A 15,559-nucleotide genomic window follows, 5' to 3' on the forward strand; every position below is an offset into this window, starting at 1 on the left:
CATGATGGAATGGTTACAACTTCTATTACCCGCATGGATTATGGGAACATTGTTAGTGTTTCTAACTGCACCGCTTGGTTGTCTTATGTTATGGCGTCGTATGTCATTCTTTGCAGACACAATGGCGCATGGAACTCTCTTGGGTGTGGCGATTGCTGGCTTACTCACCCTCCCCTTATGGATGGGGGTTACGTTTACCGCGTTACTCTTGGTCGCAGTCCTTTGGGTATTACATGATCCTCGCCTGCCCAACGATGCATTACTTGCGTTATGTTCAGCAACGCTGCTTTGCTCAGGACTATTGGTCATCCAACACCTCCCTGCGCTAAGACCGGAGTTGCTCAGTTATTTATTTGGCGATCTTTTAACAATATCTTGGTCCGACTTACCGACATTTGCACTGGTGATTGTCATTGCACTCTCTGTACTCTGTAAAAGTTGGCAATCTCAAATTCAAATTGCGATTGATCCTGATATTGCGGTAAGTGAAGGTGTGAATGCGAAATGGCAGCGCCTTATTTTTATGCTGCTTCTTGCCTTATTTACAGTACTAGCGTTACGTGCAGTAGGCTCATTACTCATGGGTGCTTTATTGGTTATACCTGCATTAACCGCAAGACTTTTAGCACACTCACCTAAACATATGGTGCTATGGTCTTTTATTGTGGCTCAAATTGGTGTGACTGTGGGTTTATGGTCGAGTGCGGGTTTAAATATTGCGACAGGTTTAAGCATTGTATTAACCATGGCAATCGTATTTGCTGTAATTTTTATCATTCAAAAATTTAAAAAAATAGCCTGATTTATTTGGGCTATTCATTAATCTTGCTTCTTTATAAAATATTTATGAAGACAGAGAAAGATATAACAAGAGAATAAAAAAACCACCATAACCAATAAATTAATGAGGCCTTTTATCCATATCACATGCCAAAAGCCAAAAAAGGTCTCAGGCATAAACCAATATTCAACAATATAGAAAGGCAACCATTCGAATAGTAAACCGATTGCAGCCGTGATAAATAAGACCACATTGATCCACATCAAATAAACCATTTGTTTGAAAAACATCTTATATTGCGAAGTATCATCCACAATCATTTTTTTTATAAGGGTGGTGATCAAAATTAAAATCACTGTAAGACCAAATGTGGCGCATATGCCAACACCCGCGCCCCACATCACAAACTTGATCCATTCCCACACACTTTCAGGCTGTAAATAAAAATACGCCCAGATATAGGGGGTTGAAATTAAGCCGAGCCCCAACAGAATAGTCAAAATTAATATTATAATTTTCAATAAAATAACCCTCATTCGTTATTTTATTGTGTCTTATTGATGCACTAAACTCAATAAAAAAGCCGCACCTGCAAATAAACCTGCAAAGGTACGATTCATCACTTTTTGTTGACGAGGTGATTTAAGTAAACGCAATACCTTCGCTGCAAGACCTGTATATCCAGCCATAACGATAAGATCGATAGCAATCATTGTACAAGCCATGATGAGGTATTGTGGCCATTGAGGCTTTGAAAGATCCAGAAACTGTGGCAATACTGCCAATAAGAATACAATTGCTTTTGGATTACTCATATTGACAAAGAAACCGCTGATTACTAGCTTCATCGCTGACTTTTGCTTTAAATCAGTCTGAATTTCGATGGACTGTACTGGGGCTTTCCACTGTAAATATGCCAAATATAATAAATACCCAACCCCAAACCATTTGACGATCAAAAATGCCAAAGGAGTCGTAGCAAAAAGTACGCCTGCTCCCGCAGCGACAACTCCAATTTGAACCAAAAGTGCAAGCTGCAGACCAATTGCATTCCAATAACCTCGTTTGAATCCATAATTCAAACCACTAGACATTGATGCAATAGCACCTGCACCAGGCGAAATACTAATAACCCAACATGCAAGCATGTAGGCAAACCACATTTGATAAGACATAACGATTTGGGAGATTTATTTTGATGAGATTATATGACAATTCGACTTTTTTAAGATTTAAAATTTGAATGTTTTTTTAAACGTCTGTCTGTTCAGCACTATGATGATCAGGCACAATGTGATCAGCAAAATTAGGATATTATAATTTCAGGAGCCATGAATGACTTCCCAATCCGTAATCTTACCATTACCTTCAGATCATGCTCGCTTTATCACTTTGCGTTTAAAAGATTTATCAATAGATCAACTAAAAGAAAAACTTGAAGATCTCTTTACGACTCGTGATCGCTTAATTACTCAACATCCTCATGCTCAAATTAAAACTGCGGTGGCTTTTGGACCAGAACTTTGGTCACAACTTTACCCTCACCAACCAAAAGGTTTTAAACAGCTTGAACCAATTCAAGGCTCTTTCACCATGCCTGTGGTCCCTGCTGATGTTTTAATCCATATCGCAGCACAGCGCACTGATATTTGTTTTGCCTTAAGCCAAGCTTTTTTTGAAGGAATTCAGGATTTGGTTGAGGTTTTAGATGAGCGCGTGTGCTTCCGAAATTTTGATGGTCGAGATTTAACTGGTTTTATTGATGGCACCGAAAACCCTCAATTTCCAGATGATCGTGCTGAAACAGCTTTACTAGGTGAAAATACAGGAATTTTCACTGATGGCTCATTCGTTTTTGCTCAACGTTATCGTCATGATCTAGATAAATGGAAAAAACTTAAAGTTGATGCACAAGAGCAAGTGATTGGGCGCACCAAACTCGAAAGCATAGAGCTTGATGACGATGTTAAACCTGACAATGCACATGTGGCTCGAACCGTTGTTGAAGATGATGAAGGTGAGGAGCTTGAAATTCTTCGTCATTCTTTACCGTATGGCGATGGACGTGGTGATCAAGGTTTGTATTTTATCGCTTATACGAAAGATTTAACACGTATTGATCGCATGCTGACACGTATGTTTGGAACTAGTGGCGATGGTATTCATGATCGCTTATTGCACTTTGTTGCGCCTTTAGACGGAGCTTATTATTTTGCCCCAAGTGAAGAGTTGCTAGAAAAGGTATTGGAAGATTAAACAATAGAAAGCCGACTCTCGTCGGCTTTATTAATATTACAATCACTAAATACTACAAGCAGTTAATATCCTTGATTTCTAAAGATATTTTATTGAATTGAGTTATTTTCTTTGTCTTAAAATTCTTATAAGTAACATCGTATAATAAATACCCTTGAGACATAAATGTATATTGCCCTGAAACTTTACCATTTATAATTTCATTCATTGTACGGTAGATTTCAGGTTTAGAGTTTTCACCCATATCTTCCTCTACAGTCTTAACTGGTTTAGATATCTTTATATTCTTTAAATAAGGATAATATTTTACATATTGTAAATTAGGGTAGTCACTTGGTATCAGTAAAACTGTATTCTTATTTGAAAAACAATAATAATCATTACTTTTTGAATAGCTTTGAGTACAAGATACGAGAATAAAATAAATAAATAAGATTTTTTTCACAGTTCTTCTAACCTTTTAGTAGCTAATAATTTTGCTGCATCTGCACTATAGCCATATCGCTTACGACTTATTGTGTTACCCTTTTTATCCTTTGTAGTACCAAAAGGATATGCTTGATCTTTGCTCATTTCAAGGAATCGAGCATATCCTTTTTTTGCTTGCTCTACATTTTTTGATTTTCCCTTTTTATTGGCTTGAGGATCATTCCATAATCCCCACCCAAAACACTCACCTGCCCTCTTAGAGTAAATATAACTTTGTTCAAAAGAAGTATAATCATCTAAGCGTCTTACAACTTCCTGTTCAATGTTAGTACATTTTTTAATTTTAAATGCATCTACTGCCTTTTTATAATAAGACAACCTATCATCAAATCCATTATATCCTCCATTAATTAATGCACAGGTCGCGATTAGATCATTTTTTATAGCATGCGGTGATAAATTCCCTGCTTTAGAGTGATGCCAATACCAAACTGCTGATCCAACTGCATGTTTTTTTTCCTTAGCAATTCGATGTTTATTATTTTCTGTGAAATCTTCATTAACAGCCTTTCCATAACCCTCATAATTTGACTTGTACGTAATCTGCATCAAACCACGTCCTTTGTAACCATCATAAACACTACTCTCCGGTTTTCCTCCTAATCCTTCTTCTAGAAGACGATAGCCAGCAGTCTCATGTAATGTATGTGCGATAAAGTGAGCTTTTTCTAAGCAATTATTCATGTTAAGTTTCTTAAATTGCTCATTAAGATCGCTTAAGAACTCTAATGCAGTAGAACTATTTGTTATTGTTTTAAATTCACTAATTGTAATATCCCTATTACATGCACATTCACCACTATTTAGCGTTCTAGTAACATTTGGATCTCCTTGAGCAGTATTCCCATTAGATATATCAACATCTAAATGTAATTCAACAGGACTTTCTTTAACTCTTTTTGCGAAGTAGTTAACAGGCTCCAATGCTTTGCCATCAGGTTTAAAAACAGTGAATCTCAACTGCTGACCTACCATTGTTATAAGTGGCATTTTACCATTTGATATAGATAAAATTTGCTTTTGACCTGAATGAACTAATAGCATTTCAACTTTTGTCTTTTGAACTAAAAAATCACTCCCATCTCGATCCAACAAGTGCAAAATAGATGTACTTTTAAACTTTTCATAAGAATCATCTAATTTAATTATAATCGGTTGTAATGAACCATTTTTTGAATTAACTGAACTTTTCACAACAAATTGATCATTTGGTTTTAGCACTAAAACTTCAATATCTCTATTACGAGAAGATACTACCTCCACAATACCATGTTGATTAGTGTAACGTTCATAAGAAGAAGCCCTTCCCTTAGGTCTTGATTTAACAGGAAAGTTAGTCATAACTTTATCGTTGCTATCAACAATTTTAAATAAAGTAACCACCATACCATTATCAGGTTTTGATAATAACCTGGTTTGATATTCTTCGAGAGTTTTTGGTAATTTGATTATTATTGGCAATTTAGTTGAAGACTTGATTGAGCTATTTACCGTTTTAAAAATAGTATATCTTTCAGAGTTTGGAGGTTTTACAAGAATTTCTACAGTTCTATTTGGAGATGCCTGAAAAATAAATAACCCATTAGAGTCTGTTTTCTGACTATTTGCTCTAGAAGAGCCTTTATACCTAGACTGTACATTTAAATTAATTAAATATCGACCAGAATGATCATAAAATTTAGCTACAAGTGTGACTAAATTACTCATCTTCTAAATCCTCTTTAGCATAAACACTATCAAAATCTACTGACTCATTGAAATCATCTATTTCTTCTAGTAATTCATCTATATTTTCTTCAACTTGACCCTTCTGTTTTAAAGTTACATAGTTAGAATTAAAGCCTAAAGCTACGAAACTCTCTGACTCTGATGTATAAAAACGTAAAGAGCTAATTTCTTTTTCACTATCTAAAAATCCAAAATTAGTTTTTAATAAATTGTCATTATTTTTATTTAGAACGTAGATTTCCTTTTTACCTAATGAGCTTTTTCCCCACTTATAATCCACTTGATTACTATAAGGAGTTTGTATCTTTGGTAAAGCATACTTTTCAGAAATAATATTTGCCCCCCTTGTAAATAAATGCTGTCCAGCTTTGACTTCAAACTTGCCAGCTGTGGTAGGTAAAACTCCCGAACTGCTAATTTCAATCTGTGAGCCGCCCCCGATCAACACTATTTTTTTTGCCGCTTTAATTTCAATTCGATCTTCCGTCGAAATAATCTGCACACCCTTTCTTGCAATCAGATCAGCACCATCCCCTTGCGCTTGAATCTCGATCTTGCCTTTGCCTGCATACAGTCGTGCCCCTTCTTGCGCTGCAAATAAACTGATCTTCTTGCTGGCATGTCCGATGATACTGTCTTGGGTGCTGGTGTTAATGCTTCCTTGCGCAATCTGGTTGATCTGCCCATCTGCACTGAGGTGGATGTCTTCGTTACTTTCTACGGCAATTGAACTTGGTGAAGCCAAGAGCATGATCGCTTGTTTGAAAGCCGCGGCTTTGCTTTGGTCTTCGCTCTCTAAGTTCTTGAGATAGCCCTGTAGGTTTTCGAGTAAGCTCAGTGGATCAGTTTGTTGATTCTTTGCCACTTCACTTAAGGCTTTGGCATTGTTTAAGCTACTTTCGAGTTGTTGTTTGGCTTCGCTTGCATCGAGATGGTTTGCTTTGGCTTGTTCTTGTTTGTAGGTGGAGATGAGTATGCCTTCGCCCGCTCGTACTGCACCCCATTGGTCGGTTCTAAGTTCGAAGCCTTCGCCGCGTCCTTCACTTTCTGCGGTTGCTTTGGGATGACTGAGATTCCCTAGGTTAAGTTGGCTCGCACCGTGGGTGTTTTGCAGTTGGGTGGAGATTTGTCCTGTGGTGTCATCAAAGCGGAGTTGTCCATAGCCTTCGCCTTGGACTTCTTTACTTTTAATCCCTGCGAGTTTTTTGGTGTCCGGCAATTGGCCTTGACTGTCAAATCGGGTTGGGCTGCGTTGGGCTTCATGTAGGCGGCCCACCACAAAGGGGCGGTCGATGTTGCCGTCAAAGAAGTCGATAACCACGATTTCATTGATTCGAGGAAGGAAGCGTGCGCCATAACCTTCGCCTGCCCATGGGGTCAGTACATCGACCCAAGCTGAATCGGTATCGTTGTTGTTACTGCCGGCACCACCATCAAATTGGTGGTCTTCTGCTCGGGTAAACAGAAAGCGTACTTTGATACGTCCCCATTCATCGACATGGATTTCTTCTCCTGCAGGTCCCACCACTTTGGCGCGTTGGGGATGGGTGCTGGGTCGATGTTGTAAGGGGTTGTATTCGGGTACGGTTTTGATGTTGCGTCGTTGTAGGATGAGTTCGCTGGCTTGGCGTTCTTGGTCCGTGTGGGTTGCTTGGTTGGTGTTTGTCTTGTGTTTTGGCGTCCATTGGCTGCGTTGTAGCAGTTGTTGGACTTGTTGGTCTAAGTCTTTGGGTAGGTTGTTTTGGTTGTAGTAGCGTTTGCCAACAATGAGGAATTCTTGGTCAGCTCCGCTGTGTTGTTCAATTTCTGGATGGCCATCGAGTTTGAACCAGTAGCCGACTTGGCTGTCTCTGACGCTGGCTTTGGCGATGAATTGTTTGCTTTGTCCAGCGTAGTAGTCGCTAAGGTGTTGGTTGAGTTTTTCGACTTGGCTGTTGCCTGATGCGGTGGCTTGGTCTTCGCCTTTGAGGTCTTGGATCCATGCAGGGCTGATGTGCCATGCTTGTTCGAGGCCTAGGCTGGCATTGTCTTGGTGGTCACTGTGTTGGTGTTTGCTTTGGACTGAGCCTGCACCTTCTTCTTGTTCGAGGGCTGTGGCTTGCCAGCGTTGTAGGTGGACTGCGGTGGGTTGTAGGCTGCGTTGTCCAATAAAACTGTTGATGGTATCAAATTGTTCTGTCGCATCACTACGGTGGTAGCGGATGTTGCGTCGGTTAAGCGCTTGGTATTGGCTGTTGTCATCAATCAGGCGGAGCTTTTGTGCTTCGATCGGGCTGTTGTTGCTCGGTACAATCGGTTGGGCTTCATCAATGAGCCAGTTAATGCCTTCACTGCGTAGTAAGCGAGTCAGAAAGTCGTAGTCGCTTTCGTTGCTTTGCATGATAAAGGGTCGGATGTCGTATTGTTGTTGTAATCCACTGTGGTCTAGGCTGAGGCTAGAGGCAAAGAGTGGGCTTTTGTTTTGCCATTCTTCAAAGAGGATTTCCATCACTTCGACCACGGATTTATTCATAAATACGCGACTGTTACGGCGTTTGTGCCAAAGTGAAGTTGCATCTTCAACAGTCAACTTATATAAGGTCAACGCTCCATCACTTTGACCTTGGCTCACCCCTGTCACGATCCCAGTAGTCCGAGCTAATTTTCCAAGATCCGTAACTTGATCGACAGCCACTAAACAACCAATGAATTGCTTAAGTTGTAAATGCGCATTCGTCGATAAGCATAATACTTCAGCTTTTAAGCCTTGATTAATAAAGTGTTGACCCTGAATTCGTTGAATGAAAACTTGGCTATCTAATATTGGATTAGAAAATTTAATATGTAACGCGCGCTTTTGCGGGCTCAGACCCAAGCCTTCTATAATTGAATTGATATTATTGAGCATAGAATGATTAAAGCTATTATTATGATTTTTGAAAATTGTAGCGTATTCCGCTCGATCTTGCTTTTAAATATTGTAATTATTCTAAACAAAAAAAATAGGAACCAACGCATTGATTCCTATTTATTTCCAATCAATTTATATTGAAAATTCAAGTTTTTTAAAATGGAATTCGCTTATAGCGGCGATATTCAGGTTTCCAGAAATTATCTTCAATACTTTTTTCGATCAGCTCATCACTCAATGGCAAAGCAACACCATCCTCAATTGCCGCTTTTGCAACCTTAAACGCGATGATTCGGGAGACTTTCTGCAAATCATTGAGATCAGGAAGTAAGTCGTCGTCAGGGTTTTGCAATTTTGGAGAGCAATCTGCTAACGCCATACTTGATGCCATCAGCATATTATCTGTAACACGCGTTGCCTGCACAGCAATCACCCCTAAGCCAATCCCTGGGAAAATATAAGAGTTATTACACTGAGAAATATTGTGTAGCTTATCTTGATAATTAACTGGCATAAATGGACTACCAGTTGCAATCAAAGCGCGACCGTCCGTCCACTGAATAATATCTGCTGGTACGGCTTCTACACGCGACGTTGGATTCGACAATGGCAATACAATAGGATGCTCGCAATTGGATGCCATAGTTCGAATAATTTCTTCAGTGAACAGACCCGGTTGTCCAGAAACACCAATCAACACAGTCGGGTGTGCATTTTTTACAACATCTAGCAATGAAATGATGCCTTCCGCATCAGCCCACGCGGATACATTTTCTGAACTTTGAACCAGTTTACGCTGAAAATCTAAAAGGTTTGGTTGATTATCGGTCAATAATCCAAAACGATCGACCATATAGATTCTTGATCTTGCCTCAGCATCACTCAAACCTTCAGCCACCATTTGCGCAATGATTTGCTCAGCGATACCACAGCCCGCTGAACCAGCACCCAAGAATGCCACTTTCTGGTCACGTAATTGCTTTCCTGCAGCACGACTTGCTGCGATTAAGCTGCCGACTGCAACAGCAGCAGTGCCTTGAATATCATCATTAAAACAACAATATTGATTACGATATTTTTCCAGCAATGGCATTGCATTTTTTTGAGCAAAATCTTCAAATTGAATCAAAGCTTTTGGCCAACGGCGTTTAATCGCACGAAGTACGTCATCCACAAAGTCATAGTATTCATCGCCACTAATACGAGGCTGATTCCAACCTAAATAAATTGGATCATTTAGCAACTGTGCATTATTGGTTCCTACATCCAATGTAATGGGTAATGTATACGCTGGGCTAATACCACCACATGCGGTATAGAGAGATAATTTTCCGATTGGAATTCCCATCCCACCAATCCCTTGATCACCTAAACCAAGAATGCGTTCACCATCTGTGATTACAATGACTTTGACGTTGTTCTTATTCACATTTTGTAAAATATCGTCAATGTTGGCACGATCAGGATATGAAATAAATACACCACGATGACGGCGGTAAATATCAGAAAATCGTTGGCAAGCCTCACCTACCGTTGGGGTATAAATAATCGGCATCATCTCTGATAAATGATTTTCTATGAGGTGATAAAACAAAGTCTCATTGGTGTCTTGTATATTTCTCAGATAAATATGCTTATTAATGTCGTCATGAAATGACGTAAATTGTTGATATGAACGTTGGTGTTGCTCTTCAATCGTTTCAATCACATGAGGCAGCAAACCGTTTAGATTAAAACTCGCTCGCTCCTCCTCAGTGAACGCAGAGCCTTTATTAAGAAGAGGTAGTTCAAGCAAAGTAAAGCCAGCATAAGGGGTATAAAGAGGGTGTTTTACTTCAGTGTGTTCAGTTGTCATCTCTAATCTCATGGATCAGGCCTAAATTCAGACCTTTTTCATTTCATTTTTACCATTTATTTAAGAAATAGCTTAAGCCGAAATGAAGACAAATGTATATTTATAAAATTGATAATAATATTGGCAGTATTTTTAAATTTTATAACTTCAATCCATCATTCTATTGATAGAAAATTAGATAAAACTGTCACATTTCAAATGTATTATTCATGTTTATTAACTTTTTTTTGCAAACTAATCTGAACGATTCAGCTAATATCGGATTCAATCGTATTTTTACTTCATTATTAGATCCACATGAAAATTACAGCTAAAATTGCCATTTTGCCATTAACTATTATTTCACTGCTAAATGTAACGGGTTGCCAAACCATCACTGACACGACCTCAAAGGTCGGTGATAAAGCACTTTCAATGGTGGGTTTAGCACGCGCCGATAAGACCCCTGAAATTGATAAAAAAGGCATTGTCGATATTAGTAAAACAACACTCGAGCAAATTGAGAAACTTAAACAAAATATGCCGATTGGTCAGTGGGTATATATCGAAAATGACCTTCAAGGAATTTATGACTTACAAAACAAAGCAGTTGATGGTCACATGCTGTTCCTGCGCTTAAATTGTAAGAATAGTGTCCAAAAACCAAGTCTCAGCATACAAAATGCGGAAGGATCAGAAATTTTAAATAGTCTTCAGCCTGAAGTTGGAACGATCCAAGTACTACTCGACAATAAGAATTACGGAAATCCTTTTAGTTTGGCGAATCAAAAAAAATTAGCGACATTTCAAACTGCTGCTCAAAAGGCCAAAACCATTAAAATCTTCCATGCATCTAAGTTATACACTTTCCAAAATGGTAAAGCAGAATTACTAAATAAGCCTGTCACGTGTATGGCTTAATTTCGAGTCATAAAATTGCCTGATTTCTATTTAAATTCACATTAAATGAGATAAAGACAATCAGGCTCAATTCAATCATCGATATGCATTAGATGTAAAAGATTAATTTCATCATCGTTAATTCTGCAAATAGCGCATAGTGATTAAAAAAACTGATTTTATTATTTTTTATGTCGGATAAGTTTTATTCAACGCAAATCTGCTTCGCTAATGAGCGCTAAATTTGCTATATTTGTCGTTTTTCTGCGACATTAATTTTTCGATAAATTATGAATACGGCAATACAAGCAGCTCTCGATCATGCAGTGCAATCTCTTCAAGCTGAAGGGGTCCTCCCATCTGACTTTAACAACAGCGGAAACTTAACGCGAACCAAAGACCGAAGCCATGGTGACTTCGCTTCGAATATCGCAATGATCGCGTCTAAAGCTGCAGGTATGAAGCCTCGTGATTTAGCAGAAAAAATTCTTGCTGCACTGCCAGAAGTTGCGGATATCAGTAAAGCGGAAATCGCTGGTCCTGGTTTTATCAACTTTTTCTTGAATGCAGACCAACGTTTTGCTGTTCTTGATGCTATTCAGGCACAAGCTAATGATTTTGGTCGTACACAAGTAAATGCTACGAAAAAAATCCAAGTTGAGTTTGTCTCTGCGAACCCGACATCAAGCTTACATGTGGGTCACGGTCGTGGCGCAGCATATGGCATGACGGTTGCGAATTTACTTGAAGCAACTGGTGCTACAGTGGATCGTGAATACTATGTGAATGACGCTGGTCGTCAAATGGACATTTTAGCGACGTCTACTTATCTACGTTACCTTGAGTTAACTGGTCAAACATTAGTATTCCCTAAAAATGCTTACCAAGGCGACTATGTCAAAGAAATCGCACAAAGCATTATTGATCAAGACGGCGATGTATATGTTCGCCCTGTAGCTGATGTTTATAAAGATGTGCCAGAAGATGTGCAGTATGCTGAAGAACTTGATGCCGAAGGTAACAAGGTTGTAATTTCTGGCGATAAAGAAAAACACATTGATGGTCTAATTTTTAACTCGCAGACGTTAATAGGTGAAGGTTATCGCGTTTTTCATCAAGCTGCGTTAAAAGCAATTCTTGATGATATTAAAGATGATCTTGGTGAATTTGGTGTGACTTTCAACCAATGGTTTAGTGAAGCATCATTGACTGAAAAAATTGAAGAAGCATTACAAACACTTGATCAACGCGGCTTCCTCTATGAGAAAGATGGCAACATTTGGTTCAAATCAACAGAATTTGGTGATGAAAAAGACCGTGTTGTAAAACGTCGTAATGGTCAAACCACTTACTTCGCTTCTGACATTGCTTACCATCTGAATAAACTTCAGCGTGGTTATACTGACATTATTGATATTTGGGGTTCAGACCACCACGGTTATATCGCACGTGTAAAAGCAGCGATTGATGCGATGGGATATGACTCAAAAAAACTGACTGTGTTATTAGTACAATTCGTCAGCCTATGGCGCGGTGGTGAGATGGTTCAAATGTCATCTCGTTCAGGTCAATTCGTCACATTGCGTGATCTACGTAAAGAAGTCGGCAACGACGCAGCTCGCTTCTACTATGTCATGCGTAAGTCTGAACAGCACATCGACTTTGATCTAGATCTCGCGGTTTCTCAAAGTAAAGACAATGCGGTGTATTACATTCAATATGCTCATGCACGTATTTGTCGTATGCTAGAAAAAGCAAGCAGCTTGAACATCAACTTCGATGCGACCACTGCGCGTGGTTTTGCCGCAAAGCTTGAATTAGAAGCTGAAACTGAAATCTTAGCAAAACTTGCAGCATACCCTGAAATTATTGCACGTGCTGCAAACAGCCATGAACCGCATCAAGTAGGTAACTACTTAAAAGAACTTGCAGCATTGTTCCATGGTTGGTACAACGAAAATAAAGTACTCGGTGATGATGCTGATCTGACCCAAGCACGTTTGTTGTTATCGGTAAATGTTCGTCAAGTATTGAAAAATGGTTTAGAGCTTTTAGGCGTTTCTGCACCTGAAAGTATGTAAGTCATCGAAGGTGAATCTTTTTAAAAGATTCACCTCTTTAGACTTTTATTATTGAAAAAAATGAGATAAAAATTCCATGTGATGGTAATCCAATTTTCCATTGCATGATCTTAAAATAAGAGAGGTTTCCAAGTGTTTGGAAAAACGCAGCGTGGTGTATCAGAAAGACCTAACAAACCCAAACAACCATTAATACCAAAATGGTTAGGTATGCTTGTTCTGATTTTAATTGTACTGAGTTTTGCCGTAGCCTTAATGCTATGGAAACCGTGGGCGCCAGTCCAACCAAAAAGCAATGATATTCAATCTGAACATTATCAAGAAGATACGAATAAAGATTATCGCTTCTACGATTTATTGCCTCAACAACAAGTGACTCCAATCCCCGATCAAGCTGTACCTGAAAATCAGCAAGTGAACACCGCACCTGTCATCGTGGAAGCACCTGTGGTTGCTGATGCTACAACGACCGAGGGTGAACTGATTGAAAATGCAGAACCTCAACCCGTGGCAAGTAGCTACCTTTTACAAGTCAGAAGTTATCCAGATCCAGACAGTGCTGATGCACGTCGTGCTGAAATTATTCTCAACGGCTTATCTGCAGATGTCATTAAAACCACGGAAGGCGGTCAAACCTGGTATCGGGTTGTCTCTGGACCTTATGACTCTCAAGAAGCTGCTGTCATCGCTCAGCAAACCCTACAACACAGCGGTATTGATTCAATCGTTGTAAAACGATAATTATAAAAAAAGGATGCGATTAGCATCCTTTTTAGTCTAGAGCAAACCTAAAATTTTGCTAAGTAGCGCTGAATAAAAGAAATACACTCTGGCGCATAAACTTTAGCTAAGTCATGTTGTCCGTTCGGGATCACATTCAGCTCTGAATACTTAAAAGCGTGATTTAAATACTCACCTACTGCGACAGGACTAATGTCATCATCTCCGCCCCAGATTAATAGTACAGGACATTCAATTTCAGCAAGCCGTTCATCTAATTTGGTTTCATCATCAATAAACCAGTGCGGCACTTCATATTCATTTTGATATTCTGCACGCCAATCTTTAACATGAAATGGTGTTAAATCAACGCCACCTGACGTAGCGACCAACACCAAACCTTGAATCAATTTTGGATACCTCAACGCCGCTTGAACAGCAATGACCCCACCCATAGATTGAGCGATCAGAATACTTGGGTGTTGAAGATGATCAAATACATAATCTTGTAAATCTGACATTGAATTTACATGTGGATGATCAGGATATTCACCAAAACTGGGATAAGCAATGATATGCGTGTCGTACTCAGATTCAAAATGTGATTGAACAGGTTTCCAAAATGCAGTACTGCCAGATGCTCCGGGCAGGAAGATTAATTTCACTGCTTGATCCGCCATCTTAATCACCACCCTTGATAACCGCTCGCTGATAAGCAGGTCTTTGTTTTATGCGTTTTACATAGGCATGAATGTTCGGATATTTTCCATTTAAGCGTTCATCCATCGCGATCAAGGGAAAACTCATTTGGATATCTGCAAATGAAAACTGAGATGTAAAAAATTCATGTTGCGCCAAATGCTGTTCTAAAAATTCAATATGTTCAGCGAGACGCGGTTGTATAAATCCATCACTCACCCCATCAATAATTTTATTGGCAATTGGTCGAATCACAAAAGGTACTTTAGGAGGTACAAACGAGAGAACTAAGGTCATCACTAAAAGTGGCATTAATGAACCTTCAGCATAATGCATCCAATACTGATATTGTGTTAAATCAGGCTGTGACTGGGGTTTAAATTGATGCTGTGTATCATAGCGATCAGCCAGATAGTCTAAAATCACCGCAGATTCTGCGATTACTAAATTATCATCAGTAATCACTGGTGATTTCCCCAAAGGATGAACCTTCTTCAATTCTGGTGGAGCGGCGTAAGTTGGCAATCTTTTATAATGTTGAATTTGGTATTCAGCACCCAACTCTTCTAGCGCCCAAATGATTCTTGAAGAACGTGATTTTTCTAAATGATGTAATGTCAGCATAAGACCACCTAATTTTATTTCTCTCTATATAGCCATTTTGAATAAAAAAAAGACATCCTGCTTTACACAAAATGTCTTCTTTTTAGCTGTAAATTACAAAAATACAGAATGTTGATGCCTATTAAGTTGTCTATATTTAAACAATTGTTGTTTTAATTTCGACGCTTCTGAGCAATGTTTTAGTGACGGGTGTTTTTTGGCACACATTTAAAACTTTTTCTTGTAGTGCTTCATCCAAGTTAGTTTTAAAACTTAAACGACGCTCAATCCATTCCTGCCCTTCTTTATTGGCTTTAAAATCTGCCTCAACAGTAAATTCGCCTAAATCCAGTCCTTTATGCTCTGCATACATCCGTAATGTGATCATTGTGCAGGAAATTAATCCTGAACAAATAAAATCATACGGTGCAGGCCCACGATCTAAACCTTGGAATGATTCAGGTTTATCGGTGAGAAATGTGTGCTGACTAGATTGAATTTCACCACCCCATTTTTCAGGTAGTGTGGTGACCTTTGCATTTGCGATCGTTGCCATTTTATTTTCCTTCTTTGTCTTA

The 15,559-nt window shown here is 39.0% G+C and carries 14 protein-coding genes; 5 read left to right on the plus strand and 9 right to left on the minus strand.

The annotated features are described in order from the left end of the window. Position 1: 1 nt before the first annotated feature. Positions 2-802, plus strand: a complete 801-nt coding sequence (znuB, locus tag AC1M9C_RS11390; RefSeq protein WP_481953720.1) for a zinc ABC transporter permease subunit ZnuB — start codon at positions 2-4, stop codon at positions 800-802. A 17-nt stretch (positions 803-819) separates the two neighbouring features. Here znuB and AC1M9C_RS11395 read toward each other — a convergent pair whose 3' ends face one another. Both AC1M9C_RS11395 and AC1M9C_RS11400 read right to left on the minus strand, forming a co-directional pair. Further along, positions 820-1,302, minus strand: a complete 483-nt coding sequence (locus tag AC1M9C_RS11395) for a hypothetical protein (protein WP_481953721.1) — start codon at positions 1,300-1,302, stop codon at positions 820-822. Between the two features lie 33 nt (positions 1,303-1,335). Next, the gene (locus AC1M9C_RS11400) at positions 1,336-1,956 is read right to left on the minus strand and encodes a LysE family transporter (protein WP_481589356.1); all 621 of its coding nucleotides are present in this window, start codon (positions 1,954-1,956) and stop codon (positions 1,336-1,338) included. Positions 1,957-2,116: 160 nt separating this feature from the next. Between AC1M9C_RS11400 and AC1M9C_RS11405 the strand changes: the two genes are divergently transcribed. Then, entirely contained in the window at positions 2,117-3,037 is a 921-nt protein-coding gene (locus AC1M9C_RS11405; RefSeq protein WP_481953722.1) for a Dyp-type peroxidase, read from the plus strand. Positions 3,038-3,089: 52 nt separating this feature from the next. Here AC1M9C_RS11405 and AC1M9C_RS11410 read toward each other — a convergent pair whose 3' ends face one another. The 4 genes from AC1M9C_RS11410 to AC1M9C_RS11425 form a co-directional block, all read right to left on the minus strand. After that, the gene (locus tag AC1M9C_RS11410) at positions 3,090-3,482 is read right to left on the minus strand and encodes a hypothetical protein (RefSeq protein ID WP_481595194.1); all 393 of its coding nucleotides are present in this window, start codon (positions 3,480-3,482) and stop codon (positions 3,090-3,092) included. Then, the gene (locus AC1M9C_RS11415; protein WP_481595195.1) at positions 3,479-5,233 is read right to left on the minus strand and encodes a glycoside hydrolase family 19 protein; all 1,755 of its coding nucleotides are present in this window, start codon (positions 5,231-5,233) and stop codon (positions 3,479-3,481) included. Before AC1M9C_RS11415 ends, AC1M9C_RS11410 begins: the two co-directional genes overlap by 4 nt. After that, on the minus strand, positions 5,226-8,141 hold the full coding sequence (locus tag AC1M9C_RS11420) for a type VI secretion system Vgr family protein (protein WP_481953723.1): 2,916 nt from the start codon (positions 8,139-8,141) through the stop codon (positions 5,226-5,228). The genes AC1M9C_RS11415 and AC1M9C_RS11420 overlap by 8 nt, the downstream gene beginning before the upstream one ends. 157 nt (positions 8,142-8,298) lie before the next feature. After that, positions 8,299-9,999: an NAD-dependent malic enzyme gene (locus AC1M9C_RS11425; RefSeq protein ID WP_035268988.1), complete on the minus strand. Its 1,701-nt coding sequence runs from the start codon at positions 9,997-9,999 to the stop codon at positions 8,299-8,301. Positions 10,000-10,296: 297 nt separating this feature from the next. Here AC1M9C_RS11425 and AC1M9C_RS11430 point away from each other — a divergent pair, with 297 nt between their 5' ends. From AC1M9C_RS11430 to AC1M9C_RS11440, 3 genes are all read left to right on the plus strand, one after another. Then, complete coding sequence (locus AC1M9C_RS11430; protein ID WP_180028962.1) at positions 10,297-10,899, plus strand: hypothetical protein; 603 nt, start codon at positions 10,297-10,299, stop codon at positions 10,897-10,899. A 269-nt stretch (positions 10,900-11,168) separates the two neighbouring features. Beyond that, a complete protein-coding gene (gene argS / locus AC1M9C_RS11435; protein WP_481610225.1) occupies positions 11,169-12,959 on the plus strand; it encodes an arginine--tRNA ligase in 1,791 nt (596 codons plus the stop codon). A gap of 132 nt (positions 12,960-13,091) precedes the next feature. After that, positions 13,092-13,700 (plus strand): SPOR domain-containing protein, encoded by a 609-nt coding sequence (locus tag AC1M9C_RS11440; RefSeq protein ID WP_035268975.1) that lies wholly within the window; start codon positions 13,092-13,094, stop codon positions 13,698-13,700. A 47-nt stretch (positions 13,701-13,747) separates the two neighbouring features. Here AC1M9C_RS11440 and AC1M9C_RS11445 read toward each other — a convergent pair whose 3' ends face one another. The 3 genes from AC1M9C_RS11445 to AC1M9C_RS11455 all read right to left on the minus strand — a co-directional run bounded on the left by AC1M9C_RS11445 (position 13,748) and on the right by AC1M9C_RS11455 (position 15,537). Further along, on the minus strand, positions 13,748-14,359 hold the full coding sequence (locus tag AC1M9C_RS11445) for an alpha/beta fold hydrolase (protein WP_481953724.1): 612 nt from the start codon (positions 14,357-14,359) through the stop codon (positions 13,748-13,750). 1 nt (position 14,360) lies between these two features. Further along, entirely contained in the window at positions 14,361-15,002 is a 642-nt protein-coding gene (locus AC1M9C_RS11450; RefSeq protein WP_481953725.1) for a glutathione S-transferase family protein, read from the minus strand. A 136-nt stretch (positions 15,003-15,138) separates the two neighbouring features. Further along, positions 15,139-15,537, minus strand: coding sequence for an OsmC family protein (locus AC1M9C_RS11455; protein ID WP_481953726.1), 399 nt, complete (start codon positions 15,535-15,537; stop codon positions 15,139-15,141). Positions 15,538-15,559 lie beyond the last annotated feature (22 nt).

It is taken from the genome of Acinetobacter sp. 24-47-39, from assembly GCF_056783825.1.